This window comes from Devosia faecipullorum, assembly GCF_015158295.1.
Taxonomy (GTDB): domain Bacteria; phylum Pseudomonadota; class Alphaproteobacteria; order Rhizobiales; family Devosiaceae; genus Devosia; species Devosia faecipullorum.
Genome location: NZ_JACDXV010000003.1, coordinates 134,813 through 161,604, shown reverse-complemented (window position 1 = coordinate 161,604; position 26,792 = coordinate 134,813). Strand labels below are relative to the sequence as shown.

Sequence of the window (26,792 nt, the reverse complement as noted above, 5' to 3'; positions counted from 1 at the left end):
CGCGCGGGAGAGGGGCCAATCCGCTATTCGGCTGCGTGTTTTTCCTGTTCGCTGCGCTGGTCGGTGATGGCCAGCGGGGCGGGCGCGTCGTCGCCGCGTTTGCGGCGGATGCGCAGCCGCTTGATGCGGCGGCTGTCGGCGGCAAGGACTTCGAATTCGAAGCCATCCAGACCATTGACCCTTTCGCCGCGCTTGGGCACGTGCCCAGCAAGGTCGAAGACCAGTCCGCCGATTGTATCGACATCCTCGCCATATTCGCCGGGATCGAAATCCGGCCCGATCAGGGCGCGGACATCGTCGAGTTCGGCGCGGGCATTGGCGATGAACAGGTCGTCGCCGACCTTGCGGATCAGCGCGGCCTCGGCGACGTCGTGCTCGTCCTCGATCTCGCCAACCACCGCTTCGAGCAGGTCTTCGATGGTGACGAGGCCGTCAGTGCCGCCATATTCGTCGACCACGATGGCCATATGGGTGCGGCTGGCGCGCATGGATTGCAGCAGGTCCGCTGCCGGCATGAAGGTAGGAACGAACATAGCCGGCCGGGCAATGCCCAGCCTGCCGATCTTCTGGCGCAGTGTGGCCGAGAGCAGCTTGACCGGAACGTCTTTTTCCGGGTCGTTGACCGGCTCGGTGATCCGGGCCAGCGCATCCTTGATATGGATGAAGCCCTTGATGTCGTCGAGCCCTTCCTCATAGACAGGCAGGCGCGAATGGCCCACCTGGCGGAACTTGGCGAGAAGCGTGCCCAGATTGATGTCGGCGGCCACGGCATGAATGTCGGAACGCTCCACCATGACGTCGTCCACCGACACCTTGGAGAGTTTCAGCACATTTTGCAGGATGACGCGCTCGCTCTCGGAGAAATCCGCAGTGTCGGCGCTGCCCTTTTCCTCCAGCGCAACCTGAAGGTCGTCGCGCAGCGACACCGTCTTCAGGGGCATCAAGCCCTTGATCCGGTTCCACAGGTTCGGCCCCCGCAATTGCGCGGGGGCGGGACTAGAAGGAGGTTCTGGGTTTTCGGCCACCCGCGAGGCCATGTTACTGTCGCTGTCGGTCATCATCTGGTGCCGCCAAAGGCGGCTCTTGGTGTCCTGGGGACGGATTGCCCCCCGATCGTCAGGGGGCCGTGGCTGTGGTATCAATCGGCATAGGGATCGGCGATCCCCAGCCCCGCCAATATCTGGGTTTCGAGTCCCTCCATTTGAAGGGCCTCGTCTTCCTCGAGGTGATCATAACCCAGAATATGCAGAAATCCATGCACAATCAGATGGGTGAAATGCTCTTCGAGGCTCTTGCCCAGCTCGGTCGCCTCGCGTTCGAGCGTTTCGCGGGCGAGGGTAATGTCGCCGAGAATGCCCCGAACCGGCCCAAAAGGCTCGATCTGGGGAAAGCTCAGCACATTGGTGGGGGCATCCTTGCCCCGCCATTGGGCATTGAGTTCGCGCTGTTCGGCGTCGTCGGTGAGCAGGATGGAAATCTCGGCTGCGCCCTTGACCCTGACCTTGGCGCTCGCCAGGGCAGCCCGCACCGCCTTTTCGGCCAGCGCGTCGAAATGGTCGGGCCAGCCATCCGCGTTGCGGATGACGGCGATTTCGATGGGTGGTGCAGATTTTTGCATCGGCTCTTCAATTTCCACGGTGTCATCCCGGCGCAGGCCGGGACCCATATCCGTGACTTGCCGCTTTATCCAGAGCGGGACTGGTCCAGCGCATGGATTCCGGCCTGCGCCGGAATGCCATCGCTGCTGTTATTGCGATCAGCTCCGGGGCAAAGTGCCCAATGTGCGCGCCAGGCCTTCCCTGTCGCCTTCTTTTTCGGCGAGGCGGCGCGCGGTGTCCTGCTCATAGGCCCGAACGATGCGCCCGACAAGCGCGTGGCGCACCACGTCCTTGTCATTGAAGCGCGAAATATGCACGCCCTCGACGCCATCGAGCAGATTGACCGCTTCCACGAGGCCCGAACGTTCGCCGCGCGGCAGATCGACCTGGGTGGGGTCGCCGGTGACGATCATCTTGGAATTTTCTCCCAGCCGCGTCAGGAACATCTTCATCTGCATGGAGGTGGTGTTCTGCGCTTCGTCCAAGATCACCACGGCATTGGAAAGGGTCCGGCCGCGCATGAAGGCGAGCGGGGCGACCTCGATAATGCCCGACGTGATGCAACGCTCGACATTTTCCGGCTTCATCATGTCATAGAGCGCGTCATAGAGCGGGCGCAGATAGGGATCGACCTTTTCCTTCATGTCGCCGGGCAGAAAGCCCAGGCGCTCGCCCGCTTCCACCGCCGGACGCGACAGGATGATGCGATTGATGTCGCCACGCTCGAGCAGCGAGGCGGCATGGGCGACGGCCAGATAGGTCTTGCCGGTGCCCGCCGGGCCGATGCCGAAGACCAGTTCGCTCCGCTCCATGGCGCGCATATAGGCGTCCTGCGCCGGGGTGCGGGCGAGAATGGTGGACTTGCGGGTGGCGATCTGAGCCATGCGCACCTTGCCCTTGCGCTCCAGCGTCGGCAGGGTCAGCTGGCTGTCCTCGGTCTCGATCATGCGGATCATCGCATCGACATCGGCGATGTCGGCGGCGCGGCCTTCCTCAAGCCCACCATAGAGCGATTCCAGCACCCTTCGCGCCTGATCCACGCGGCTGGACGCGCCCTTGAGCAGGACGTGATTCCCGCGCGGCGTGGCGGTGACGGCCAGGCGCTGTTCGATAAGGGCGAGATTCTGGTCGAAATCGCCATAGAGCTGGGCGGCCAGGCGATTGTCTTCAAAGGCGAGTTCGAGTTGCGATGCGAGGGCGTTATCGGCGGTCGGTGGCAAGTGCCTGCTCAAGCTTTCTCGGCTCCAAGGGGGGCGCCGCGGGACTGCGTCGCCCAATGCAGAACGAGGCTAGGACGATTTGCGTTCAATGTCTGTAGATATTTTGTGACACTCCGCACCGGCCCGAAGGGCAAAAACGCCCCGTCGGGGCGTTTTTTGGTTCGGAGGTCGAGAGGGCGATGCCCGAATGGCGGGCGGACCTAAGCCGCCGCTGCCTGCTTGAGCCGTCCGACCAGCGAGTTCGTGCTCGTCCCGATGATCTCCACCTCATGGATGGCGCCGATGAGATCGGTGCTGCCTTCAAGATGCACGGCTTGCAGATAGGGCGAACGGCCGCCGACCTGGCCGGGCATGCGCCCGACCCGCTCGATCAGCACCGGCATGGTCTTGCCGACGCAGGAAGCGTGGAAGTCGGTGGTCTGCTGATTGACCAGCTCCTGCAGGCGATGGAGGCGCTCGGTCTTGACTGCTTCATCCACCTGCTCGGTGAGCGTAGCGCCGGGCGTGCCGGGGCGGGTCGAATATTTGAACGAATAGGCCGAGGCATAGCCGGTCTGGCGGATGATGGTGAGCGTATCCTCGAAATCCTGGTCGGTCTCGCCGGGAAAGCCGACGATGAAATCGCCGGAAAGCGCCATGTCGGGGCGCGCCTGCTTGATGCGCTCGATCAGCGCCAGATATTCGGCGCTGGTATGCCTGCGGTTCATGGCCTTGAGGATGCGGTCGGAACCCGACTGCACCGGCAGGTGCAGATAGGGCATCAGCAGCGGCAGGTCGCGATGCGCCGCAATCAGCGCCTCATCCATGTCGCGCGGATGGCTGGTCGTATAGCGCAACCGCTCGAGGCCGGGAATTTCGGCGAGAAGATAGGCCAGTTCGCCCAGACCGACATCGCGCCCCCCGGCATCGAGGCCGTGATAGGCATTGACGTTCTGGCCGAGCAGGGTGATCTCCTTGACCCCGGCCTCGATCAGGCCCCTCGCCTCGGCCAGAACCTGCGCCACCGGGCGGCTGACTTCGGCGCCGCGCGTATAGGGCACCACGCAGAAGGAGCAGAATTTATCGCACCCTTCCTGCACGGTCAGAAAGGCGGTGAGGCCGCGCTTGATGGTGACTTCCTTCTTGGCGGCCGGCAGGTGGGCGAACTTGTCCTCTTCGGGAAAATCGGTATCGATCACCGCCTTCTTGAGGCTCGGATGCAGGTGGCGTTGCCCCTCGGCCTGCGCCAGCATGTCGGGCAGGCGGTGATAGGCCTGCGGGCCGAAGACCAGATCGACCATGGGCGCGCGGCGGGCAATTTCCTCGCCCTCGGCCTGCGCCACGCAACCGGCGACCCCGATCATCATGTCCCCGCCCGCGGCCCGTCTCTCGCCCTGCAATTCCTTGAGCCGCCCGAGTTCGGAAAACACCTTCTCGGAGGCCTTTTCGCGGATATGGCAGGTATTGAGCAGCACCAGATCGGCGTCACCCGGCTCCTGGGTCGGCACATAGCCGTGCGGGGCCAGGGCATCGACCATGCGATCGCTGTCATAGACGTTCATCTGACAGCCATAGGTCTTGATGAAGACGCGCCTTGGCGCGGTCTGGGGGGCTTTGTCCATCTCGGTCATGGCGCGTTCTCTACCAGACGAAAAGCCGTGATGCCATGGGCTGCAACCACACTCCTTCTTGGGGGTTTAAGAATATGGGCCGGATTTGCCCGACTGCTGAACACGACTGACGAATTTGATTGACGGACGAGACAGGCCAGGCTGATTCAGCGCCGGGCCGCCGCGCAGGAGCACCGAGGCCGGCCATGGCGGGCCAGAATGGCCGATTTCGACAAAAAATGGGGTGACATTGACGAGCCGGTGAACGAAAGTTTCCCGCGACCAGCGCCAGTGCCAGGTTCTGATTGGTCGCAAGGCCGGAATGTGAAGGGATTCAGGGCATGGCGGAGGACACGATGCGGCAGCTGGGCGTGAGCCACGCGAGCCCGCGCTCGCGACCGGTGGCATTTTATCTCATTGCGCTGGTGCTGGCGATCCTGGTGCCCGCCTTCGCGGTGACGCTGGTGCTCCTCAACCGGACTGACGACGCCCAGCAGGAGGTGTTGCACGCCCTCACCAATGCCACGGTGCAGGCCATGGGCCATTCGATCGACCGCGAGATCGCCGGCATGGCGACGACATTGCGCGTCCTGTCCACTTCGGGTTTCCTGCGCAGCGGCAACCTGGCTGAATTTCACGGTCGCGCCGTCCAGGCACTGGCCGGAAGTGGCGCCTATCTGTTGGCCGTGGATGGTGAGATGGACCAATTGCTCAATACCAGGGTCGATTACGGCACGAGCCTGGGCCTCACGTCCGACCCCGAAACGGCCAGGCTAGCCAAGGAGCGTGGCCTCGTCACCATTTCCGGCCTGTTTTTCGGGCAGACGGCGCAGAGTCCCGCCTTCAATGTATGGCTGCCAATATCAGGCGCCGAACCGGTCGTGGCCATAGCCTTGACCCAAAATGCCCGCAATCTGGTGCCCGCCCTGCAATCGCGCCAATTGCCCGCTGGCTGGAATGCCGCCCTGATCGACGCCGACAATACCATCATTGCTGCCACTGCCGATGCCGGGCTTGAAATCGCCTCCCTGCTGCCGCTGCGTCGCGGGGCTGTCGATGCGGGCGGCGAATGGGTGGAAGAGCGTCTGGACGGGGAGGACGTGGTCACCGCCGAATGGCGGTCGAGCCTGACCGGCTGGCGCATCGTCGCCTGGGCGCCGACAGACCAGGTGCGGCGCCCGCTGGAGGAAACGCTGCTGCAATTGGCGGCCTGGGGCCTGACCATCGCCGTTGCGGCCGCGGCGGTCGCCTTTCTCATCGCCCGGCGCATCGGCCAGTCGGTCAAGGGGCTGCGCCTCGACGCTGCGCGCATGGGACGCGGCGAGGCGGTCTATCCCCGCTCCTACCCCGTCACCGAGATCGCCGAGGTCTCCAAGGCCCTGGCCGACGCCTCCGAGCAAAGGCAGATCGCCGAACGCGATATCCGCTTCCTTATGCGCGAGCTGGCGCATCGCTCCAAGAACCAGATGGCGGTGATCGCCGCCATGGCCAAGCAGACGGCGCGCGGCGCCAATGACCTGCCCACCTATGTGCAGGCGCTGGAGCGCCGCATCATGGGATTGGCGCGCTCGACCGACCTGCTCTTGGCCCATGGCCGCGCCGGCGTCATGCTCAGCGATCTGATTGCCGAGCAATTGGTGCCCTTCCGCCCCTGCGACGCGCGGGACACCATTGCGGGTCCACCCCTGCGCATCAATCCGCAGGGCGCGCAGATCCTCGGCATGGCCCTGCATGAGCTGGCCACCAATGCCACCCGCTTCGGCGCCTTTGCCGATCCCGAAGGGCGGCTGGCGCTGACCTGGACGCTCGACCAGGACAATCTGCGCATCTGCTGGCGCGAAATCCTGAGCGGCAAGCTGGTGGACAGCGACCATTCCGGCTTCGGCACCATCGTGCTGCGCACCATGGTGGGCGGCGCGCTGGGCGCGCAGGTCGAGCGCATCGCCCATGAAGACGGTGTGGAATGGATCTTCGAGGTGCCGCTTTCGGCGCTCGATCCGGCCTTTGCCGCCCCCCGGCCCGACGAGGAGGCCGAAAACCGATAGGTCTGGCTTTTCCGTCCACTTTGCCCTATAGAGCGCCAGCCGGCGCAGCGGGACTTTCCTTATGCCGCCGGCGAGAACGGCCCCACCTGGACGACATCCCGGCTGGGGCGGCCAACATCCTCATTTTCGAAAGGATATGCCCGATGTCGATTACTGCAGAGCGCAAGACTGCCCTCATCAAGGAATATGCAACTTCGGCCAACGATACCGGCTCGCCGGAAGTCCAGGTTGCCATCCTCTCCGAGCGTATTGCCAATCTCACCGAGCACTTCAAGGGTCACGGCAAGGATAACCATTCCCGTCGTGGTCTGCTCAAGCTGGTTTCGACCCGTCGCAGCCTGCTCGACTACCTCAAGAAGGTGGACGATGCCCGCTACAAGACGCTGATCGAAAAGCTCGGCCTGCGCCGCTAGGCGAAGACGTTTCCGGCGCGGGAGCCTGGCTTCCGCGCCGGCCGTTCCTCATGGCAGGAACGCTTTAGGCCGGCAGTGCCGGAGCATGGCAGGATTATCGGGCTCTCCTCGTGCTGGAGAGTCTCATTGTCTTGCCCATGTTCTGTCCCTGCCAGACAGCAACACGTGCCTGATTTTGAGCTGGTGCGCACATGGGGTGCGCGGGCCAGTGCGGGCACACCGGAGACGTTCGTGGGGCATTCGCCTAAGCCTCGCGTTCCCGCGCATCCGGCAGAATGGAAAGACGAAATTCATGTCGATCAAGTTTGATCACCATAAGGTCGAGCTCAATTGGGGCGGCCAGCCGCTGACGCTCGAAACCGGCAAGATCGCCCGCCAGGCCGATGGCGCCGTGCTCGCCACCCTGGGCGAGACCGTGCTGCTGGCCACCGTCGTCAGCGCCAAGTCGGCCAAGCCGGGCCAGGACTTCTTCCCGCTGACCGTCAATTACCAGGAAAAATACTTCGCTGCCGGCAAGATTCCGGGCGGCTATTTCAAGCGCGAAGGCCGTCCCAGCGAGAACGAAACCCTGGTTTCGCGCCTCATCGACCGCCCGATCCGCCCGCTTTTCCCCGATGGCTACAAGAACGAGACCCAGGTGGTCATCACCGTTCTCCAGCACGATATGGAAAACAATCCCGACGTTTTGGCCATGGTCGCCGCCTCTGCCGCGCTGACCATTTCCGGCGTGCCCTTCATGGGCCCGATCGGCGCCGCCCGCGTCGGCTATGTGGACGGCGAATATGTGCTCAACCTGCCGGTTGACCGCCGTTCCGACAGCAAGCTCGACCTGGTCATGGCCGGCACTCAGGACGCCGTGCTGATGGTGGAATCGGAAGCCCAGGAGCTTTCCGAGGACGTCATGCTCGGCGCCGTCATGTTCGGCCACAAGGCTTCTGCCCAGGTGATTGAGGCGATCATCCAGCTGGCCGAACTGGCCGCCAAGGAACCGCGCGACTTCACCCCGCCCGATTTCTCGGCCCTCGAAGCCGAAGTTCTGGCGATTGCCGAAGCCGATCTGCGCGCCGCCTACCAGATCACCGAAAAGGCCTCGCGCTACGCCGCCGTTGACGCCGCCAATGCCAAGGTCAAGGAGGCATTCGCCGCCAAGATCGAAGCCGGCGAGATCACCAAGGAAGCACTGGGCGAAGTCGTCCACAATCTCCAGGCCAAGATCGTGCGCTGGAACATTCTGGACACCGGCAGCCGTATCGATGGTCGTGATCTGAAGACCGTGCGGCCGATCCTGGCCGAAGTCGGCGTCCTGCCGCGCACCCATGGTTCGGCCGTCTTCACCCGTGGCGAAACCCAGGCTTTGGTCGTGGCCACCCTGGGCACCGGCGAAGACGAGCAATATATCGACTCGCTCGAAGGCACCCGCAAGGAGAACTTCCTCCTGCATTATAACTTCCCCCCCTATTCGGTGGGTGAAGCTGGCCGCATGGGTTCGCCCGGCCGCCGCGAAATCGGTCATGGCAAGCTCGCCTGGCGCGCCATCAACCCGATCCGCCCCTCGATCGAGGAATTCCCCTATACGATCCGCATCGTCTCCGAGATCACCGAATCCAACGGTTCGTCCTCGATGGCGACCGTCTGCGGCACCTCGCTGGCATTGATGGATGCCGGCGTGCCGATGAAGAAGCCGGTGGCCGGCATTGCCATGGGCCTGATCCTGGAAGGCCAGAAATTCGCCGTTCTCTCCGACATTCTCGGCGACGAAGATCACCTGGGCGACATGGACTTCAAGGTCGCGGGCACCGAAGACGGCGTCACCTCGCTGCAGATGGACATCAAGATCGCTGGTATCACCGAAGAGATCATGAAGATCGCCCTGGCCCAGGCCAAGGACGGCCGCGTCCACATTCTGGGCGAAATGGCCAAGGCCCTTTCGGCCTCGCGTGGCGAAGTGGGCGAATTCGCTCCCCGCATCGAAACGCTCAAGATCCCGACCGACAAGATCCGCGAAGTGATCGGCACCGGCGGCAAGGTGATCCGCGAGATCGTCGAAAAGACCGGCGCCAAGATCAATATCGAAGACGACGGCACGGTGAAGGTTTCCTCTTCGGACGGCAGCCAGATCGATGCCGCCATCAAGTGGATCAAGTCGATCACCGACGAAGCCGAAGTGGGCGCCGTCTATCAGGGCACCGTCGTCAAGACCGCCGATTTCGGCGCCTTCGTGAACTTCTTCGGCGCCAAGGATGGCCTCGTGCACATCTCCCAGCTGGCCGACCAGCGCGTTGCCAAGACCACCGACGTGGTCAAGGAAGGCGACAAGGTCTGGGTCAAGCTTCTCGGCTTCGACGAGCGCGGCAAGGTCCGCCTCTCCATGAAGGTCGTCGACCAGGAGAGCGGCAAGGAAATCGTCAAGGAAGAATCGGCCGAATAAGGCGCGATTTCCGACACATTCATGAAAAAGGGCCGGTCCTCGACCGGCCCTTTTTTGCTGGGCGGAGCGGTATTTGTGGCGTTCCGGCAACAGGGGAGCGGGTCATCACATTGTGGCGAGGGAACTGCCCCATTCGCGCCACGTTAAGGATAACAAGCGTATTGCTCTGCGCATATGCACGCCGTTTCGGCTCCGCAATTCCGTCCTGCCTGCCCCCGAGGTTCCTCCGTTGATTTCCCGCCGCCTGTTCCTGCTCGGCATTTCCGCCACCGCCCTATCGGCCTGTTCCACCACGCGGCAACCCGTGGTGCAGGAGCCGGTCATCGATCCCTATTACCTGCGCATGTATGGCCCCGTGGCCGGCGAACCCCATATGGTCGCTGCCATGGATCTGCGCCGCGTCGATCCCAAATGGTGGCGCCAGGAAGTGCCCTATTTCACCTCCGAGCGCCCCGGCACCATCGTGGTCGATACCCCGGCCCATTATCTCTATCTGGTGCTCGAGAATAACCGCGCGCTGCGCTACGGCATCGGTGTCGGCAAGGACGAGGCGTTGGTCTTCCGTGGCGAAGCCACGATCGGCCGCAAGGCGCAATGGCCGCGCTGGACCCCGACCCGCTCGATGATCCAGCGCGAACCGGACCGCTACGGCCCCTATGCCGGCGGCATGCAGCCCGGCCCAGAAAACCCGCTGGGGCCCCGCGCGCTCTATCTCTACAAGAACGGCGCCGACACCCTGTTCCGTATTCATGGCACCACCGAGCCCTATACGATCGGCACCAATGTGTCGTCGGGCTGTATCCGCCTGATGAACCAGGACATCATCGATCTTTATGCCCGCGTCCCCGTCGGTGCCCGGGTCACGGTGATCAACTAGAGCGTTTCCAGGAAAAGTGGATACCGGTTTTCCGGTTCGGAAACGCGATAAAACAAACACTTAGATCATTTCAACGTTTCTACAAAACGCTGAAATGATCTAAAAGCAAGAACCGCAAAAGTGGGTGACACTTTTGCGGTTCGATATTGCGACGGTTCGCATGCGTGAGGCCGACCTATGATGCCGGTCAGTCGTCGCCCATCTTCAGCGCCTTGATGAAGGCTTCCTGCGGGATGTTGACATTGCCGTATTGGCGCATCTTGGCCTTGCCCTTCTTCTGCTTGTCGAGCAGCTTGCGCTTGCGCGTCGCGTCGCCGCCATAGCATTTGGCGGTCACGTCCTTGCGCATGGCGCGCACGGTTTCGCGGGCAATGACCTTGCCGCCAATGGCGGCCTGGATCGGGATCACGAACAGGTGCGGCGGGATCAGCTCCTTGAGCTTTTCGCACATCTGGCGGCCGCGCGATTCTGCGACGCTTCTATGCACCAGCATGGCCAGGGCATCGACGGGCTCGGCATTGACCAGCACGGTGAGCTTGACCAGATCGCCGGTGCGGTGAGTGTCGAGCTTGTAGTCGAAGCTGGCATAGCCCTTGGAAATCGACTTCAGCCGGTCGTAGAAATCGAACACCACTTCGTTGAGCGGCAGGTCATATTCGACCATGGCGCGCGAGCCGACATAGGAGAGGTTGTTCTGGATGCCGCGCCGGTCCTGGCACAGCTTGAGGATGGCGCCGAGATATTCGTCGGGCGTCAGGATGGTGGCCTTGATCCAGGGCTCGCGGATTTCCTCGATCTTCATCACATCCGGCAAATCGGCCGGATTGTGCAGATTCATGGTCTCGCCATTGGTCATCTCGACCTCATAGACCACGCTGGGCGCGGTAGCGATGAGATCGAGATTGAATTCCCGGCTCAGCCGTTCCTGAATGATTTCGAGGTGCAGCAGACCCAGAAAGCCGCAGCGGAAGCCGAAGCCGAGCGCCGCCGAGGTCTCCATCTCGAACGAAAAGCTGGCATCGTTGAGCCGGAGCTTGCCCATGGCGGCGCGCAATTCGTCGAAATCGGACGCATCGACCGGGAACAGGCCGCAGAACACCACCGGCTGGGCCGGGCGGAAGTCGGGCAGGGGCTCGGCGGTGGGCTTCTTGTCGTCGGTAATGGTGTCGCCGACATTGGTATCGGCCACTTCCTTGATCGAGGCGGTGAACATGCCCAATTCGCCTGGACCCAGTTCGGGCACTTCGATGAGCTTGGGCGTGAACACGCCGACCCGGTCCAGCTCGTAAACGGCGCCTGAGGCCATCATGCGGATGCGCTGGTTCTTCTTCATCACTCCGTCAATGATGCGCACCAGAACCACGACGCCCAGATAGGTATCGTACCAGGAATCGACCAGCAGCGCCTTGAGCGGGGCGCTGACATCGCCCTTGGGCGCCGGTAGGCGGGTGACGATGGCTTCGAGCACCTTGTCGATGCCCATGCCGGTCTTGGCCGAGATCTCCACCGCTTCGGAAGCGTCGATGCCGATCACGTCCTCGATCTGGGTCTTGACCCGCTCGACATCGGCGGCGGGCAGATCGACCTTGTTGAGCACCGGCACGATTTCGTGATTGGCGTCGAGCGCGTGATAGACATTGGCCAGGGTCTGCGCCTCGACGCCCTGGCTGGCATCGACCACCAGCAGCGAGCCTTCCACGGCGGCCATCGAGCGGCTGACTTCATAGGCGAAGTCGACGTGGCCGGGCGTGTCGATGAGATTGAGGACATAATCCTCGCCATCCGCCGCGCGATAGGTGAGGCGCACGGTCTGGGCCTTGATGGTAATGCCCCGCTCGCGCTCGATATCCATCGAGTCGAGAACCTGTTCCTTCATCTCGCGCAGGTCGAGCCCGCCGGTCAGCTGGATCAGGCGGTCGGCGAGCGTGGATTTGCCATGGTCGATATGGGCGACAATGGAAAAGTTGCGGATATTCTTGAGCGGCGTTGTCATGGCGCGCTGATAGCAGAAGCGGCCGAACCAAGAAAGATGGTTTCCGTAAGCTTAAGCGTGTGGTTCCGGCCTTTTTTGATCCGCCAGGGGGTCGTTTGGGCCCCGAAGCGCCGCGCCTGGCTCCCATAAGGACAAACCGGCTGCCGTCATCGGGGCAACCGCATTGCAGAACGGCCTATTTTGGGGCGCGCTTGGCCAGGATGCGCTGCAGGGTGCGCCTGTGCATATTGAGCCGCCGGGCGGTTTCCGAGACGTTGCGATCGCACAATTCATAGACGCGCTGAATATGCTCCCAGCGCACTCGATCGGCCGACATCGGATTTTCCGGCGGTTCGGGCCGGTCCTCGCCGGTGGCGAGCAGGGCATTGATCACGTCGTCGGCATCGGCGGGCTTGGAGAGATAATCCATGGCCCCCAGTTTGACTGCGGTCACGGCGGTGGCGATATTGCCATAGCCGGTCAGCACGATGGCACGGGCCTCGGCGCGCTTCTGGTGCAGGGCCGAGACCACGTCGAGCCCGTTGCCGTCCTCGAGGCGCAGATCGACCACGGCATAGGCGGGAGGGCGTTCGGCGACGGCGGCGAGGCCTTCGGCGACGCTGCCGGCAATGCGCACCTCAAAACCGCGCCGCGCCATGGCGCGCTCGAGGCGTCCGAGAAAGGCAGCGTCGTCATCCACCAGGAGCAGGCTCGGATCGGCGGCGAGGAGATCTTCGATCGTGTTCATGGCCTTTTCCATAATCTCTTGAGGTCCATCCGTCAAAAGCTCATCCGGCGCCGCGCCGGTCGAGATCGCGGCGTTCCCAGCTGATTGTCACCCGCGCATGCCCGGCGGGATCGGCATTGTCGAAACGCAGTTTCGCCCCGGTTCGCTCCAGAAGGGTCTTGGCGATGAAGATGCCCAGCCCCAGCCCGCCCGGCTGGTGTGCATCGCCGCCGGCGGGATCGCGGGGCCGGCTGGTGAGATAGGGCTCGCCCAGCCGCGCGATCAGTTCGGGCGCAAAACCCGCCCCGTCATCGGTGATCGAGACGATGATGGCATTCCGGTCCCAGGCGCTTTCGATCCGCACGCTCTGCCGGGCGAAATCGGTGGCGTTTTCGATCAGGTTGCCGAGCCCGTAGAGCAGGCCCACCGAGCGCGGAAAAATGGGCGCGGGCCCGATGGCGTTCTCGGCGTCGAACAGGATGACCTTGCCCCGCCCCTCATGGGGTCCGGCCACTTCGTCGAGAATATCGGTGAGCGGCGCGGCGGCGAACAGATCGGCCGGCTCGCTGCCCAGATTGCGCAGCTTGGCGAGAATGGCCCGGCAGCGCGCGGATTGCTCGATGATAAGTTCGACATCTTCGGCCAATGGGCTGCCGGCCTCGACTTCGGCGCGCATTTCCTTGGCGGCCAGGGCAATGGTGGACAAGGGGGTGCCCAATTCATGCGCCGCCGCCGCAGCGAGGCCATCGAGCGCCGACAATTGCTCGCGGCGCGACAGGGCCAGTTCGGTGGCCGACAGCGCATCGGCGATCTGGCGGGCATCGTGGGCGACCCGATTGGTATAGGCGGCGGTGAACACCACGCCGCAGATGATCGAGACCCAGGTGCCGATGATATAGACGCGATGAAAGGCGATGGGCGCCGCCGGGTCCCAGGGCAGGGGCAGGTGCACCAGCGAGATCAGCGAGGCCAGCAGGCACGCGATCAGCGCCACGACCAGGGTCTGGCGCTGCGGCAGGGTCGTGGCCGAAACCGCGACCGGGGCCAGCAGCAGCAGCGCGAAGGGGTTCTGCAACCCGCCCGTCAGCGCCAGAAGCCCGGCCAATTGGCACAGATCGAAGGTCAATTGCAGCGCCGCGATCCGGGGCGAGAGCCGCTGATTGGTGCCGAAGCGCCAGACCAGCCCGATATTGAGCGCGGCGGAGAGCGCGATCAGGCCCAGGCATTCCCAAAGTGGCAACGGAAAGCCGAGGCCGAGATAGACAAAGAGCACCCCCACGATCTGGCCGGCCACGGCCAGCCAGCGCAGCAACAGCAGGGTTTGCAGGCGCAGCGGCCGCCAGCTGGCCTCTGGCAAGGCGGGCATGGGATTTGGATCGCTCATGGTGCAGTTTTAGCGCATCGGCAGCGCCGGGAAAGCTGATTTTTCCCCGCATAGTAAGGGCGAGGTCCATTTCAAGGGCAAAAAAACGACAGGCACATTCTTGATCCTGTCCGTGCCGGGACCACTTAAGAAAAATCGTGACTGGGAGATCGAATGACATGAACACCGCAATCATCAAACCACAATGGTCCCCGCTGACCATCGCCCTCATGGTTATCGGCTTTATCCTGTTCTGGCCGCTGGGCCTGGCCATGCTCGGCTATATCCTGTGGGGCGAGAAATTCGGCGGCTCCGCCGAGAAGGCACAGGCCTATTGGAACAAGGGATGCAGCTATATGCGCAACAATACCAGGAATGCCGGCTTCGGCCGCACTGCCCAGGGCTCCTCGGGCAATGCCGCCTTTGACGAATATCGCACCGAACAGCTTCGTCGCCTCGAGGAAGAACGCGCCCGGCTCGATGCCGAGATTGAAGCCTTCCACGAATATATGGCCAATCTGAACAAGGCCAAGGATCGCGAGGAATTCGACCGCTTCATGAATGAGCGTCGCGGCTCGCGCCAGGGCTATGGCGACACTGACCGCAACACGTCCGACAATTGGGGCAATCCGGGCCAGGCCTGAGCCTCATCGGCCCGGACGAGCCGGCTTCCTGACGTCGTTATTCCCGACGACCATTTTGGCGCCCCGCAAGGGGCGCCATTATTATGGGCATGAAGGATGGCGTGGCGATAGACTGGCCCCAGTGATTCCTATTGTCCTGCCGCCATGTTCTCCTTTCTGCGCCAGAGCCCCCAGCCACCATCCGTCACCCATATCGATCTCGACGGGGTGCGGACTTCAGTGGCGGTCAAGACCAGCAAGAGAGCCCGCTCGTTCCGGCTGTCGCTGCCGGTGAACGGACCCTTGCTGACCGTGCCCGAGGGGGCGCGCTGGGCCGACGCCCAGGCCTTTCTCGAGCGGCATCGCCATTGGCTGGCGGCGCGCCTGCCGCGCAACGCCCAGGCCCAGATGCTGCGCGTCGGCGCCACCATGCCGCTGCGGGGCGCCCCGCACCTGATCGTGGCGGCGGGGACAGTGCGGGGGCGGGTCGAGATCGGGAAGGAGGCCGACGCGGCCATCCTGCGCGTCCCGGGCGCTGCCGAACACCAGCCGCGTCGGCTCTATGACTGGCTGCGGGCCGAAGCGCTGTCCGACCTCGAAACTCGCACCGCCATCCACGCTGAGCGGCTCGCGGTCGAGGTCCGTCAGGTGCGGCTGCGCAGCCAGGCGAGCCGATGGGGTTCATGCTCGTCGGCCGGCAATATCAGCTATAATTGGCGGCTGGTGCTGGCGCCGCCCTTCGTGCTCGATTATGTCGCCGCCCATGAGGTGGCCCATCTGGTTGAAATGAACCATTCGCCCGCCTTCTGGGCGACCGTTACCCGTACCCTGCCGGATATGGAGCGGGGCAGATCGTGGCTAAAAGCACACGGTCGGGCACTAATGGCCTGGCAGGCCCCCGGCAGCGGGGGCTAGGGGCGGGCTGTGCCCTGTTCCTGCCGCAATCGCTCCTCTATCAGAAGGCCATGCAGCGCTTTGTGGCCATCATAGCTTTGATCTTCGCCTTTGCCGCCCTTGCCGGGACGACGACGGCGCATGCGCATCGCTATGTCAGCATGCCCATCGTGGTGCTCAACCATGTGGATGGCAACAATGTCTCCATCCCGGTGATCGTGCAGGTGCAGCGGGGCGACATTGATCTGGGCGCGGGCATCATCATGCCCTGCGGATCCTATCAGGCCATTGCGGTGACCCTGCCCACAATCCCGCCGGCCCCCCGACGCATCCTGCCCAAGCCATCATGCAATGCCGCCGCGACCGACTGGCCCGCGCCGGTGCCGCAACGGCCGCCCAAGACCGCCTGAAACGAAATTTCGCCCCCCGTTTTCGTTGACTTGCGGCCCTCTGGGCCAAGGATTGTTTGATGTCTTCTGTTCTCGACGCGACCGCGTCGCGCCGCGCCGTTCTGGCCGGCCTTGCCGGTTTCGGTGCTCTTGCTCTTGCCGGTTGCTCCACCACCGGCGCCACCCGCCTCGCAGCGCCCGCAGAGCCCCTCCGCCCCACGATACCCCCCGATGTGCTGGCCATGTATGCGGCCCGGCCCGAGGAGGACTATCCGGTTCCCGCTGCCGATATTTCCATGCTCAATCCGGTTTATTGGCGCCAGGAAGTGGACAATATTACCGGCGAGCGCGAAGGCTCGGTCGTGGTGGATACGGCCAATTACTTCCTCTATTTCACCATGCCCAATGGCCGCGCCATGCGCTACGGCGTCGGGCTTGGTCGCGCCGGCTTTGAATGGAGCGGCAAGGGTCACATCGCCTATAAGCGCAAATGGCCAGTCTGGACGCCGCCCGCCGAGATGATCGTGCGCCAGCCGGAACTGGAAATCTATCGCCATGGCCAGCCGCCCGGCCTGCTCAATGCCCTGGGTGCGCGCGCGCTCTATATCCACCAGGGCAATCGCGACACGCTATACCGGGTGCACGGCACTATGGATGTCGTCACCATCGGCAAGGCGGTGTCCAGCGGCTGCGTGCGGCTCTTGTTCCAGGACATTATCGACCTGCATGACAGGGTGCCGAACGGCGCCCCTATCGTGGTGATCTGACCATCCCAGGAGCCCCGGCCAGTCCGGGGCTCTTTTTTGCGGTAAAGCCGCGCGGGCCGGCCGGCCTCTGCCGGGCTAGTTGCCGAAGATCAGGTCCATCAGGGTGCGCTGCGAGCCCTGCTGCTGATAGCTCGGCTGCTGGCCCATATCGGCGGGGGGCGCGAACTGGCCGGGCTGGATCACCTGCTGGTTCTGCGTTGCCGGAGCGCTGGGCACCCAGACCTGCTGGCCGGTGGCCGGATCGACGATCAGCATCATCGGCAGGCCCGTATCGGGATCGATGGGGGCGCTGTTGTCGAAACCATTGCCCTGGCCCTGCAGGGGATAGCCGGTGACCGGGTCGATGGCCTGGCCGAAACCGTCATAGGTGACGCTCTGGTTCTGGTCGAACTGACCCCAGTTCGCGTCGCCGTTGCTGACCATCTGGCCGGTATTGGCGTCATATTGCACGCCGGTCGCCGGGTCGGTGACGATGCCGGTCTGGATCGGCGGATTGGCCGACTGGCCCAGGATCGGCTCAAGGCCCTGCATGGGCTGGCCCGTCGCCGGGTCGATGGCATAGACCTGTCCCGTAGCCGGATCGGTCATGGTCTGCATCGGCTGGCCGGAGCCGCCATCGACATATTGCACCTGCGGCTGGCCGGTCGCCGGATCGATCATCGGCATGCCGGTATTGGGATCGATCACCTGCTGGGCGATGAGCTGGCCGGCATAGGAGCCGCCGGGAATGGGCTGGGGCGAGCGGCCGGCATGCGACTTGGTCATGAATTGCGACCAGATCGAGGCTGGCACATTGCCGCCGGACAGCTTGGTGCCCTTGTTGTCGTCATTGCCCAGCCAGACGCCGGTGACCATGGCCGAAGTATAGCCGACAAACAGCGCGTCGCGCGATTCCTGGGACGTGCCGGTCTTGCCGCCATATTGCCAGCCCCCCAGATTGGCGCCGCGGCCGGTGCCCACTTCCACCGCCGTTTCCAGCATGTCGTTCATCTCCGCCAGCACATTGGGGTCGATGACCCGGCCCGGCCCGGCATCGGAGGCTTCGTAGAGCACATTGCCTTCGACATCGGCGATCTTGGTGATGACATTGGGAATGACGCCATAGCCGCCATTGGCGAAGGGCGCATAGGCGCTGGTGAGTTCGAGCAGGTTCACTTCCTGCGTGCCCAGCGCAATGGAGGGCACGGCGGTGAGATTGGAGGAGATACCCATGCGCATCGCCACTTCGATCACCTTTTCGGGGGTGACGTCGATGGCCAGCCGCCCGGCAATGGTGTTGAGCGAATAGGCCAGGCCCTGCCGCAGCGTCACCGTGCCGGCATAATTGCCGGTCGCATTGCGCGGGCTCCAGCCATTATAGTCGAATTGGGCGTCCTCGGCCAAAGTGTCGGGCGTATAGCCCTTCTCCATGGCGGCGAGATAGACGAAGGGCTTGAAGGCCGAGCCCGGCTGGCGCTTGGCGGTGACCGCGCGATTATACTGGCTGGCCTGGTAGTCCACCCCGCCGACCATGGCGCGCACCTTGCCATCGACATCCATCGAGACCAGCGCGCCCTGGGTGAAGCCGCGCTTCGGCCCCTCATTGGCAACGGCCTCCTTGACGATGAATTCGGCGTCGCGCTGCATCTTGTAGTCGATGGTGGTCTGCACGATCACGTCACTGGAAATTTCCCCGATATAGGCGGTCATCAGGCTTTCCACCCAGTCGGCGACATAGGATTCGGAGCCCGCCACCACGGTACGCACCTGCTGGTCGGGGTCGATGCGCGCCGCATCGGCCTCCTCGCGGGTGATATAGCCTTCCTGCGCCATCAGATTGAGCACGAGTCGCTGCCGCTCGCGGGCGCGGTCGGGATTGGTCTTGGGATTATAGACCGAAGGCGCGGGCAGGATGCCCACCAGCATGGCGGCCTGTCCCAGCGACAGATTGCGCGCCGAAACGCCGAAATAGGTCTGTGCCGCCGCTTCGATCCCCGTGGCGCCCTGACCGAAGAACACCCGGTTCATATAGAGTTCGAGGATTTCTTCCTTGGTGTAATTCTGCTCCAGCCAGACGGCGAGGATGGCTTCCTGCACCTTGCGGCCCAGCGTCTGGTCGGGGGTGAGGAAAAGGTTCTTGGCCACCTGCTGGGTGAGGGTGGACGCGCCACGGGTAATGCCGCGCGCCTGCACCGATTCCACCGCCACGGCCAGAAGGCCGACCGGATCGACGCCGAAATGGGTCATGAAGCGCCGGTCTTCCGAAGCGATGAAGGCGGCGGGAACATATTGGGGCAATTCGCGGAAGGTGACGGCTTCGCCCCCCGTCTGGCCGCGATTGGAGATCAGCGTGCCGTCGGCGGCGAGAATACGGATATTGGGCGGACGCTCGGGAATGGCCCAGGTATTGGAAGCGGGCAATTGCGCGCCGTAATAGACGATGACGCCGATCACCGCGAGACCGCCCCAGAGGCACGCGACGAAGCTCCACCACAACAGGCCCATGAGAAAGCCGCCGGAGCGGCGCTTCTTTTTCGGTTTTGCCGGTTCCGCCCTGCCTTTGCGCGGTGGCTTGGCTTTGGATTTTGGCGGCTTGCCGCCGCCGCCGCCAGCGCCGCCGGGCCGCTCGCCATCGACCGAAAAGCCCATCGATTGCCCCAATGCGGGAGCCGCGCCGGCTTTGCCCAGGGTCGGCTCGACGCGCTGGCCCTTGGCGGCGGGCCGCGCCTGCGGCTTGTTCTGCCGCCCAGCGGGGGCGCCAACGCGGTCATCGGCCGAAATGCGAAAATCCATCGGGCAAACCTGAAAAAGATGTGTTTCCTGCCGCTTCTATCCTGTTCGTCGCCTGAGGGAAACCAATGGTAAGCGAGCAGTTAACGGAACATGCGGCGTCAAGCGGGTGCTCACACCCGGGCCACAGCGTCCAGCAGCGGCGTCCCCGTGCTTGTGCTGGGCAATTGTGGCCGGTTTATGTGGGCTTTTGCGGCTTTTTCCGCCGCTGTTGCGGGGCCGACACAGGCTGGTGCATTGACGGGGCCTGCCGCGATATCCGATAGAATCGGGCATGATCCGCCTGCTCGTCATCTTGTTCACGCTGTTGCCGCTGGCCGAGGCCCGCGCCAGCAATGTGGTCGATCAGGCGCTGGGCGACGCCATCGCCGCCTTCGAAAAGGCCGCACCGCGTCTTGGAAATTCCCCGTTCGGAGTCGACCTCGGGGCCTATCGGGACGGCTTGGTTCTGGGCCGGTTCCATTCCCCCTATTGGGGCGGCGGCATCGTTCTGGACTGGGTGACGGGACAAAGTGCGGACCAGGGCTGCAAGAGCTACGCGGCCTTTGTCGGCCTGCCGCCGCGCGACGGCAGGATCGCTCTCGCCATCTGCCCGGTCTTTTCCACGCCCGGCACCGAGGCCTTGCGGCGTCTGACCGTGCTGCATGAAATGGTCCATGTCGTGGCCGGCCCGGACGAATGCCGGGCCATGGCCTTCGCGGCGCGCGTCGAGCAGCTTGCTTTCGGCGCCTTCACCCCGGTTGAGCGCTATTGGCGGGCCAATGATTGCGCCGGTTCGGGCTTTTCCCTGCCCTGATCAGCGCCAGCCCAGGCCCGGCGCCACCTGGGTGAGGATGGTTTCGATCACATGGGCATTGTAGTCGACGCCCAATTGATTGGGCACGGTCAGGAGCAGCGTATCGGCTTCGGCAATGGCTTCGTCGGCGGCCAGATCCTTGATCAATTGCTCCGGCGCTCCGGTATAGCCGCGGCCAAACACGGCGCGCACTTCCGGCTCGATATAGCCGAACTGGTCCTGTTCCGGCCGGCCCTGCCCGAAGAACATCCGGTCCTGGTCATTGACCAGGGCGAAGATCGAGCGGCTGACCGAAACACGCGGCGCGCCTTCATGTCCCGCCGCCTTCCAGGCGGCCTTGTAAGCGCGGATCTGCTCGGCCTGCTGCACATGGAACGGCTTGCCGCTTTCATCGAACACCAGCGTGGACGATTGCAGGTTCATGCCCAGCCGCGCCGCCCATTCCGCCGTCGCAATCGTCGCCGCGCCCCACCAGATGCGCTCGCGCAACCCTTCAGAATGCGGCTCGAGCCGCAACAGGCCCGGCGGATTTGGGAACATGGGGCGCGGATTGGGCTGGGCAAAACCCTTGCCCTTGAGGATTTCGAGGAAGACTTCGGCATGCTTGCGGGCCATGTCGGCATCATTCTGGCCCTCTTCGGGGGCGAAGCCGAAATAGCGCCAGCCATCGATCACCTGTTCGGGCGAGCCCCGGCTGATGCCCAATTGCAGCCGTCCGCCGGCGATGAGATCGGCGGCGCCGGCATCCTCGGCCATATAGAGCGGGTTCTCGTAGCGCATATCGATGACGGCGGTGCCGATCTCGATATTTTTGGTCCTCGCGCCCACGGCGGCCAGAAGCGGGAAGGGCGAAGCCAGCTGGCGGGCAAAATGATGCACGCGGAAATAGGCGCCATCGGCGCCCAATTCCTCGGCGGCCACCGCCAGATCGATCGATTGCAACAGCGCATCGCCCGCCGACCGGGTTCCCGATTGCGGCGAGGGGTTCCAGTGCCCGAAGGAGAGAAAGCCGATCTTTTTCATGTTCTATGCCTCGCAGGTTCCGGCCGCAGAATGCGGATAGAACCTAATTATGGTCTCCGATGCGGTCCACAAAGCCGGTTCTGCGCAACGCACTGGTTTGTGTGGCTGAACAACGCCAGGGACGGCACAGGACCCGATCGCTAGACGGCGCCCGGCGCCGGCTCCAGCCGATTGTCGATGATGTCGCCCAATAAAGTACATTCGCGGGCGATCTCGCGCACGAAATCGGCCAGCATCGGCCGCTCCAGCGCCGCCAGATTACGCACCACGAGGGCGGTGTCTCGATAGAGCGGCGCGAAATCGAGCGGAGAAATTTCCACCAGCCGCCCGGCCCTCACATCCTCGGCAATGGCGGAATTGACGAAAAAGCCCAGCCCCTCGCCCTTGATCGCGAGCCGCCGCGCCGGGCCGGTGGGCAATTCGACACTGGTGCGCGCCAGCCGCACCAGGGCGGCGGCAATTTCCGGATCGGCCTGCCACCAGCGCAGGGAAATGACCCGCGGCACCAGCGCCAGCACCTCCTCGATGCTCGGCGTATTGGACAATTGCGCCGCAATTTCCGGCGACACCACCAGCGGCACCCGTTCGCGCATCACCACGAGCGGCTCGAGATCGACCACCAGCGGGTCAATATTGGGCCAGCACAATATGCCCATTTCCACTTCGCGCTCATGCAGCATGGCGGCGATCTGCGCCTGCCGTCCCTCGCGTACCACCACATCGACGGACGGGTATTTTGCCTGAAACCGCAACAGGCTCTCGGTGATCAGGGGAGAAACCAGCGTGCGCAGCGAGGCGATGGAGACCCGCCCCCTTTCCACCCGCCGCAGCGCCTCGCGCCCCTCCTGCGCTGCGCCGATCATGCGGCGCGCATAGGGCAGGAAGGTCATGCCCTGATCGGTCAGCGTCACCGTGCGGCCCCGCGCGAAGAGGCTGACGCCCAGCAATTGCTCAAGCGCCCGGATGCGCATGGAGGCGGTGGCCTGGGTGATATGGAGATAGGCGGCGGCCTTGGTGAAGGACTGGTCGCGAACGATGCGGTCAAACGTGCGGAGCTGGTCGAGATCCATAGGGAAATCTTATCTGAACGGGCAGTGGACGCCAATTCCTAGCGTCGATCATAGCCATGATCTATATGCGGACCGGCTCAGGTCAACCTTTATTGGCCAGTCTCGATTGCTCGGCCCGGGCCTGCTTGGCCGCCTTGCGCCGCGCTGCGGCCGCCGCCGCGCCATCGCCCAGATGCGCCGCGCCCCGCCCTTTCGCCAGCTCCATCTGCCTTTGCCGCTCGGCGGCGGCGCGATGCTTTTCGGCCTCGCCGACGCAATGGGGGCAGGAGACATTTTCGGCATAATCGGGGTGGAGCCTGTCCGCTTCGGTCAGCGGATGGCGGCAGGCGCGGCACAGGCTGGCCTTGCCCTGCACCAGCCCATGGCCCACCGAGACACGCTCGTCAAAGACGAAGCATTCGCCCTGAAAGCGGCTTTCCGCTTCCGGCATCACTTCGAGATATTTGAGAATGCCGCCCTTGAGGTGGAACACTTCCTCAAAACCCTGGCTCAGCATGTAGCTCGACGCCTTCTCGCAGCGAATGCCGCCGGTGCAGAACATGGCGATTTTCTTGTCGCGGCTGGGATCGAGATTTTTCGCCACATAATCCTTGAAGGCGACGAAGCTCTGGGTGTTGGGGTCGAGCGCCCGCTGGAACGTGCCGAGCCCCACTTCGTAATCATTGCGGGTATCGAGCAGCACCACGTCATTGCGCTCGATCAGCCCGTTCCAGTCCTCCGGCTCGACATAGGTGCCCACCTGCCGGTTCGGATCGGCCTGCGGCGCGCGCAGGGTGACGATTTCAGGCTTGAGCCGCACCTTCATGCGCAGGAAGGGCGCGCTTTCGGCAAAGGAATATTTGACCTCGGCGCCGGCGAGCCGGGTGCCGAACGGGCCGCTGGCAAACAGATATTCAGTCAGCGCGGCGATGGCGTCGGGCGCGCCGGCCACCGTGCCATTGATGCCCTCGGGCGCCAGGATCAGCGTGCCCTTGATCCCCCTGGCGCAGCAGAATTCGGCCAGCGGGCCCTTGAGCGCCTCAACATCGGGCAGGCTGGCGAATTTATACAGCGCCATCACCTTGTATGGGTGCTGGTCCTGGGGCAAATTGGACATGGATAATGAGCTTTGCGCGTTCATGTGGCTCGCTCATAGCAAAGACCGGTTCCCGCGTCACGGGCGGTCGCAAGCAGAATATCGGGAGGATGTCCATGACCTATCGGGCCGACACGGCGCGCTATGACAGCATGCAATATCGCCGCTCGGGCGCCTCCGGGCTGAAACTGCCGGCGATCAGCCTTGGCCTGTGGCAGAATTTCGGCGGCACCCGCGATTATCCCTCGGCCATGGAAATCCTCGGCTATGCCTTTGACCAGGGCATTACCCATTTCGACCTCGCCAATAATTACGGGCCGCCTGCGGGCTCCTCGGAAGAATTGTTCGGCACGGTGATGGCCCGCGATTTTCGCCCCTATCGCGACGAGATGATCATTTCCACCAAGGCGGGCTACAATATGTGGCCGGGCCCCTATGGCGAATGGGGCAGCCGGAAATATCTCCTCGCCAGCCTTGATCAATCGCTCCGCCGTCTCGGCCTCGATTATGTGGATATTTTCTATTCGCATCGCTACGACCCCGATACCCCGCTCGAGGAAACCATGGGCGCGCTGGCCCATGCGGTAAAATCGGGCAAGGCGCTCTATGTGGGGATTTCCTCCTATCCCGAACAGCAGACCCGCGAGGCGCATCGGATCTTGCAGGAGATGGGCGTCGCGACGACCATTCACCAGCCCTCCTATTCGATGATCAATCGCTGGATCGAGAATGACCGCACCATCGATGCCTGTGGCGAATTGGGGATCGGCGTCATCGCCTTTTCGCCATTGGCGCAGGGCGTGCTGTCAGGCAAGTACAATGCCGGCCCGACCATCGGCACGCGCGGGGAAAACCCCAATGGTTCGCTGCGCGCCAGCCATATCGAGCCGCGTGTGCTCGATGCGGTGGCCAAGGTGGGCGAAATCGCCCGCAGCCGCGGCCAGACCATGGTGCAACTGGCGCTGGCCTGGGTGTTGCGGCGCGAGGAAATGACCTCGGCGCTGATCGGGGTGCGCAATCTCGAACAGCTCAGGGACAATCTCGGCGTGCTCAACAATCTCGCGCTCTCCGAGGCGGAAATCGCCGCCATCGACGCAGCGACCCGGGATGGGCAGATGGAATTGCATCCCCGCCCCCAGGGCTGGCTGCGCTAGAAGAAAGCCGAGAACAGCCGGCCATGGCCCGGCCTGTTTCGAATAGGGTTCGGCTCGGCCAGGACGAGGCCGGACAATGGGAGGATTTCCGCATGCGCCACTTCGTCTCCGCAATCCTCGTGCTTATGCTGAGCCTTGCGCCGGCACTCGGCTATGACGCCGCCGGTCAGGCCGTCATCGATCGCCTCAAGGCCGGCAAGCTGGTGACGGCCACCGAGCTTGCCGGGCTGATGATGGGAGCGGAGCGCTGGTGCTACAATCAGCGGGACGATGAATGCGGCTGGTCGGACATCTATCTCTCCGCCGATGCCGAAGGCGCCGAATATGAGATGTCCCATGCCTGGAACGAAAAGGTGGACATTGCCCTGGTCGATCGCGGCGAATTCCGCGAGGACCGCTATTTCTGCGAAACCGATAATGATTGGGTTCGCTCGATCCGCGCCTATTCCCGCGACGATGGCGTGGCGCTCGAGGGGCGCGAACTGGCCAGCATGCGCAAGGCCATCGCCGAACTGCTCCCGGCGGAAAAAGGCGGCGCTTGCTTCGATTATCTTTATCGCGGCCACGACGAGGCCGCCCAGACGATCACGCTGTTGCAGCGCCAGTTCCGCGACGGCGTCCATGCCCCGGAACAGGATGCGGAAGTGACGCTGCATTTCGACGCGGAGACGGCCGAAAATCTCGGCTGGTATTGGTAGGAAGCGGCCAGGCGTCCCTCGCGGTTCCGAGGGACGCGCCGGGCACGCGGCCTACGCCAGAACACCGTTCCTGAGGCTCTCGGCCAGCGGCGCCGGGCGCTCCACCATGGATGTGATGGCGATGGTCCGGCCCTCGCGGGCGGCCTGTTCAAACGCTTCCATGACTTCGAGCACATGCAGGGCCAGCGCGCCGCTGGCCCGATGCGGCCGGTTTTCGAGAATGGCCAGCGCCATGTCGGCGACGCCCAGCGAGCGGTAATTGCCCGAAGCATAGGGCGCTTCGACCTCGACGCCGACCCATTGCTCGTCGCGGCCGCGCCGCCGCATCTCGATCTCGCCACCAAAGAAATTGGGATCGGGAACGATCAGGCTCTGCTCGGTGCCATAGATTTCGAGCGGCACATGCTTGTGGGCAGCCACGTCGAAACTCATGCCGATCTGGACGATGGCGCCATTGGCAAAACCGATCGAGCCGGTGACGTGGGTGTCGATGCTCACTTTCATGGTCTCGCCTTTTTTCGGCTCGGAGGTGATCACCCGCTCCTGGCGGAGCCGCGACGACATGGCCGACACCCGGGTCACCGGCCCCAGCAGGTTGACGAGGTCGGTGATGTAATAGGGCCCCATATCGAGCATCGGCCCGCCACCGCGATCGTAATAGAAGGCGGGGTCGGGGTGCCAGCTTTCATGGCCGGGGCACTGGAAGAAGGCGGTGCCGCCGACGATGGGGCCGAGCACGCCGCTATCGATTATGGCCCGCGCCTGCTGGTGCGCGCCGCCCAGGAAAGTATCGGGGGCCGAGCCCACGCGCCGTCCGGCCGCCTTGGCGGCACCGAGCAATTGCCGGCCCTCGGCGACAGTGATGCCCAGTGGTTTTTCCGAATAGACATGCTTGCCCGCCGCCAGGCATTTGAGCCCGACCTCGACATGGGCGCGCGGAATGGTGAGATTGATCACGAGATCGATCCCGGGATCGGCCAGCATCGCCTCGATGCTCTGCGCCTTGAGTCCGAATTCTTCGGCCCGTGCCGCCGCCGCGTCGGGGCGCATATCCGAGAGTGCCTTGATGTCGAGCATGGGGAAGCCCGGCAGGCCGTCCTTGCCCAGTATGGCCTTGAGATAGGCCGACGAAATATTGCCGGTGCCGATGACGCCGATATTGAGCCGCTTGCCAGTCATGTGCTCCCCTCCGGATGTACGTGCGTCAGCCTAGCGCGAGGCCAGCCGGGGCGGAAGGGCATTTATGGGAAGGGGCGATGGAGGAAAATGGCCGGTCTCGGCCGGCAGCGCAACGAAAAAGGC

General features: G+C 63.8%; 23 protein-coding genes. 11 read left to right on the top strand and 12 right to left on the bottom strand.

The annotated features are described in order from the left end of the window. Window positions 1–23: 23 nt before the first annotated feature. The 4 genes from H0482_RS10090 to miaB form a co-directional block, all read right to left on the bottom strand. A complete protein-coding gene (locus tag H0482_RS10090; RefSeq protein WP_193729926.1) occupies window positions 24–941 on the bottom strand; it encodes a hemolysin family protein in 918 nt (305 codons plus the stop codon). A 197-nt stretch (window positions 942–1,138) separates the two neighbouring features. Continuing rightward, a complete protein-coding gene (gene ybeY / locus H0482_RS10085; RefSeq protein WP_193729925.1) occupies window positions 1,139–1,618 on the bottom strand; it encodes an rRNA maturation RNase YbeY in 480 nt (159 codons plus the stop codon). Between the two features lie 138 nt (window positions 1,619–1,756). Beyond that, the gene (locus H0482_RS10080) at window positions 1,757–2,830 is read right to left on the bottom strand and encodes a PhoH family protein (RefSeq protein WP_193729924.1); all 1,074 of its coding nucleotides are present in this window, start codon (window positions 2,828–2,830) and stop codon (window positions 1,757–1,759) included. Between the two features lie 188 nt (window positions 2,831–3,018). Beyond that, window positions 3,019–4,428 (bottom strand): tRNA (N6-isopentenyl adenosine(37)-C2)-methylthiotransferase MiaB, encoded by a 1,410-nt coding sequence (miaB, locus tag H0482_RS10075; protein ID WP_193729923.1) that lies wholly within the window; start codon window positions 4,426–4,428, stop codon window positions 3,019–3,021. Window positions 4,429–4,763: 335 nt separating this feature from the next. Here miaB and H0482_RS10070 point away from each other — a divergent pair, with 335 nt between their 5' ends. From H0482_RS10070 to H0482_RS10055, 4 genes are all read left to right on the top strand, one after another. Continuing rightward, window positions 4,764–6,452 carry a sensor histidine kinase gene (locus H0482_RS10070; protein WP_193729922.1) on the top strand — a complete coding sequence of 563 codons (1,689 nt, stop codon included), beginning with the start codon at window positions 4,764–4,766 and terminating at the stop codon, window positions 6,450–6,452. Between the two features lie 143 nt (window positions 6,453–6,595). Further along, window positions 6,596–6,865 carry a 30S ribosomal protein S15 gene (gene rpsO, locus H0482_RS10065; protein ID WP_193729921.1) on the top strand — a complete coding sequence of 90 codons (270 nt, stop codon included), beginning with the start codon at window positions 6,596–6,598 and terminating at the stop codon, window positions 6,863–6,865. 292 nt (window positions 6,866–7,157) lie between these two features. After that, window positions 7,158–9,293: a polyribonucleotide nucleotidyltransferase gene (gene pnp / locus H0482_RS10060; RefSeq protein ID WP_193729920.1), complete on the top strand. Its 2,136-nt coding sequence runs from the start codon at window positions 7,158–7,160 to the stop codon at window positions 9,291–9,293. 229 nt (window positions 9,294–9,522) lie between these two features. After that, the gene (locus H0482_RS10055; protein ID WP_193729919.1) at window positions 9,523–10,170 is read left to right on the top strand and encodes a L,D-transpeptidase; all 648 of its coding nucleotides are present in this window, start codon (window positions 9,523–9,525) and stop codon (window positions 10,168–10,170) included. 187 nt (window positions 10,171–10,357) lie between these two features. Here the strand turns inward: H0482_RS10055 and lepA are convergent, their stop codons facing one another. The 3 genes from lepA to H0482_RS10040 all read right to left on the bottom strand — a co-directional run bounded on the left by lepA (window position 10,358) and on the right by H0482_RS10040 (window position 14,253). Continuing rightward, a complete protein-coding gene (lepA, locus tag H0482_RS10050; RefSeq protein ID WP_193729918.1) occupies window positions 10,358–12,163 on the bottom strand; it encodes a translation elongation factor 4 in 1,806 nt (601 codons plus the stop codon). A 175-nt stretch (window positions 12,164–12,338) separates the two neighbouring features. After that, a complete protein-coding gene (locus H0482_RS10045; protein ID WP_193729917.1) occupies window positions 12,339–12,890 on the bottom strand; it encodes an ActR/PrrA/RegA family redox response regulator transcription factor in 552 nt (183 codons plus the stop codon). Window positions 12,891–12,930: 40 nt separating this feature from the next. After that, window positions 12,931–14,253 carry an ActS/PrrB/RegB family redox-sensitive histidine kinase gene (locus H0482_RS10040; protein WP_230989563.1) on the bottom strand — a complete coding sequence of 441 codons (1,323 nt, stop codon included), beginning with the start codon at window positions 14,251–14,253 and terminating at the stop codon, window positions 12,931–12,933. 158 nt (window positions 14,254–14,411) lie between these two features. On the opposite strand from H0482_RS10040, the gene H0482_RS10035 reads away from it, so the two are divergent. From H0482_RS10035 to H0482_RS10020, 4 genes are all read left to right on the top strand, one after another. Beyond that, window positions 14,412–14,876: a DUF2852 domain-containing protein gene (locus tag H0482_RS10035; RefSeq protein WP_193729916.1), complete on the top strand. Its 465-nt coding sequence runs from the start codon at window positions 14,412–14,414 to the stop codon at window positions 14,874–14,876. Window positions 14,877–15,020: 144 nt separating this feature from the next. Continuing rightward, window positions 15,021–15,770 (top strand): M48 family metallopeptidase, encoded by a 750-nt coding sequence (locus tag H0482_RS10030; protein ID WP_193729915.1) that lies wholly within the window; start codon window positions 15,021–15,023, stop codon window positions 15,768–15,770. Between the two features lie 50 nt (window positions 15,771–15,820). Beyond that, window positions 15,821–16,159, top strand: coding sequence for a hypothetical protein (locus H0482_RS10025; RefSeq protein ID WP_193729914.1), 339 nt, complete (start codon window positions 15,821–15,823; stop codon window positions 16,157–16,159). Between the two features lie 59 nt (window positions 16,160–16,218). Then, window positions 16,219–16,905: a L,D-transpeptidase gene (locus tag H0482_RS10020; RefSeq protein WP_210319144.1), complete on the top strand. Its 687-nt coding sequence runs from the start codon at window positions 16,219–16,221 to the stop codon at window positions 16,903–16,905. A 75-nt stretch (window positions 16,906–16,980) separates the two neighbouring features. Here H0482_RS10020 and H0482_RS10015 read toward each other — a convergent pair whose 3' ends face one another. Next, complete coding sequence (locus H0482_RS10015; protein ID WP_193729913.1) at window positions 16,981–19,677, bottom strand: PBP1A family penicillin-binding protein; 2,697 nt, start codon at window positions 19,675–19,677, stop codon at window positions 16,981–16,983. Between the two features lie 271 nt (window positions 19,678–19,948). Between H0482_RS10015 and H0482_RS10010 the strand changes: the two genes are divergently transcribed. Next, on the top strand, window positions 19,949–20,470 hold the full coding sequence (locus tag H0482_RS10010) for a hypothetical protein (RefSeq protein WP_193729912.1): 522 nt from the start codon (window positions 19,949–19,951) through the stop codon (window positions 20,468–20,470). Here H0482_RS10010 and H0482_RS10005 read toward each other — a convergent pair whose 3' ends face one another. From H0482_RS10005 to trhO, 3 genes are all read right to left on the bottom strand, one after another. Beyond that, on the bottom strand, window positions 20,471–21,493 hold the full coding sequence (locus H0482_RS10005; protein WP_193729911.1) for an LLM class flavin-dependent oxidoreductase: 1,023 nt from the start codon (window positions 21,491–21,493) through the stop codon (window positions 20,471–20,473). A gap of 140 nt (window positions 21,494–21,633) precedes the next feature. Next, window positions 21,634–22,563: a LysR family transcriptional regulator gene (locus H0482_RS10000; RefSeq protein WP_193729910.1), complete on the bottom strand. Its 930-nt coding sequence runs from the start codon at window positions 22,561–22,563 to the stop codon at window positions 21,634–21,636. Window positions 22,564–22,645: 82 nt separating this feature from the next. Beyond that, complete coding sequence (gene trhO / locus H0482_RS09995) at window positions 22,646–23,659, bottom strand: oxygen-dependent tRNA uridine(34) hydroxylase TrhO (RefSeq protein WP_193729909.1); 1,014 nt, start codon at window positions 23,657–23,659, stop codon at window positions 22,646–22,648. A 95-nt stretch (window positions 23,660–23,754) separates the two neighbouring features. On the opposite strand from trhO, the gene H0482_RS09990 reads away from it, so the two are divergent. Beyond that, window positions 23,755–24,792 (top strand): aldo/keto reductase, encoded by a 1,038-nt coding sequence (locus tag H0482_RS09990; RefSeq protein ID WP_193729908.1) that lies wholly within the window; start codon window positions 23,755–23,757, stop codon window positions 24,790–24,792. A 23-nt stretch (window positions 24,793–24,815) separates the two neighbouring features. Continuing rightward, window positions 24,816–25,490, top strand: coding sequence for a hypothetical protein (locus H0482_RS09985; RefSeq protein ID WP_193729907.1), 675 nt, complete (start codon window positions 24,816–24,818; stop codon window positions 25,488–25,490). A gap of 51 nt (window positions 25,491–25,541) precedes the next feature. On the opposite strand, the gene H0482_RS09980 is transcribed toward H0482_RS09985, so the two are convergent. After that, window positions 25,542–26,669, bottom strand: a complete 1,128-nt coding sequence (locus H0482_RS09980; protein WP_193729906.1) for a Gfo/Idh/MocA family protein — start codon at window positions 26,667–26,669, stop codon at window positions 25,542–25,544. Window positions 26,670–26,792 lie beyond the last annotated feature (123 nt).

Bases quoted from the DNA above. Each gene is read 5' to 3' on its own strand.
- ybeY (WP_193729925.1), bottom strand. From the start codon at position 1,618: ATGCAAAAATCTGCACCACCCATCGAAATCGCCGTCATCCGCAACGCG.
- H0482_RS10015 (WP_193729913.1), bottom strand. From the start codon at position 19,677: ATGGATTTTCGCATTTCGGCCGATGACCGCGTTGGCGCCCCCGCTGGG.
- H0482_RS09980 (WP_193729906.1), bottom strand. From the start codon at position 26,669: ATGACTGGCAAGCGGCTCAATATCGGCGTCATCGGCACCGGCAATATT.
- H0482_RS10070 (WP_193729922.1), top strand. From the start codon at position 4,764: ATGCGGCAGCTGGGCGTGAGCCACGCGAGCCCGCGCTCGCGACCGGTG.
- rpsO (WP_193729921.1), top strand. From the start codon at position 6,596: ATGTCGATTACTGCAGAGCGCAAGACTGCCCTCATCAAGGAATATGCA.
- H0482_RS10025 (WP_193729914.1), top strand. From the start codon at position 15,821: ATGCAGCGCTTTGTGGCCATCATAGCTTTGATCTTCGCCTTTGCCGCC.
- H0482_RS10040 (WP_230989563.1), bottom strand. From the start codon at position 14,253: ATGAGCGATCCAAATCCCATGCCCGCCTTGCCAGAGGCCAGCTGGCGG.
- H0482_RS10045 (WP_193729917.1), bottom strand. From the start codon at position 12,890: ATGAACACGATCGAAGATCTCCTCGCCGCCGATCCGAGCCTGCTCCTG.
- pnp (WP_193729920.1), top strand. From the start codon at position 7,158: ATGTCGATCAAGTTTGATCACCATAAGGTCGAGCTCAATTGGGGCGGC.
- H0482_RS09985 (WP_193729907.1), top strand. From the start codon at position 24,816: ATGGCCCGGCCTGTTTCGAATAGGGTTCGGCTCGGCCAGGACGAGGCC.
- H0482_RS10090 (WP_193729926.1), bottom strand. From the start codon at position 941: ATGCCCCTGAAGACGGTGTCGCTGCGCGACGACCTTCAGGTTGCGCTG.
- H0482_RS10020 (WP_210319144.1), top strand. From the start codon at position 16,219: ATGTCTTCTGTTCTCGACGCGACCGCGTCGCGCCGCGCCGTTCTGGCC.
- H0482_RS10010 (WP_193729912.1), top strand. From the start codon at position 19,949: ATGATCCGCCTGCTCGTCATCTTGTTCACGCTGTTGCCGCTGGCCGAG.
- H0482_RS10000 (WP_193729910.1), bottom strand. From the start codon at position 22,563: ATGGATCTCGACCAGCTCCGCACGTTTGACCGCATCGTTCGCGACCAG.
- miaB (WP_193729923.1), bottom strand. From the start codon at position 4,428: ATGACCGAGATGGACAAAGCCCCCCAGACCGCGCCAAGGCGCGTCTTC.
- H0482_RS10005 (WP_193729911.1), bottom strand. From the start codon at position 21,493: ATGAAAAAGATCGGCTTTCTCTCCTTCGGGCACTGGAACCCCTCGCCG.
- trhO (WP_193729909.1), bottom strand. From the start codon at position 23,659: ATGTCCAATTTGCCCCAGGACCAGCACCCATACAAGGTGATGGCGCTG.
- H0482_RS10035 (WP_193729916.1), top strand. From the start codon at position 14,412: ATGAACACCGCAATCATCAAACCACAATGGTCCCCGCTGACCATCGCC.
- H0482_RS10030 (WP_193729915.1), top strand. From the start codon at position 15,021: ATGTTCTCCTTTCTGCGCCAGAGCCCCCAGCCACCATCCGTCACCCAT.
- H0482_RS09990 (WP_193729908.1), top strand. From the start codon at position 23,755: ATGACCTATCGGGCCGACACGGCGCGCTATGACAGCATGCAATATCGC.
- lepA (WP_193729918.1), bottom strand. From the start codon at position 12,163: ATGACAACGCCGCTCAAGAATATCCGCAACTTTTCCATTGTCGCCCAT.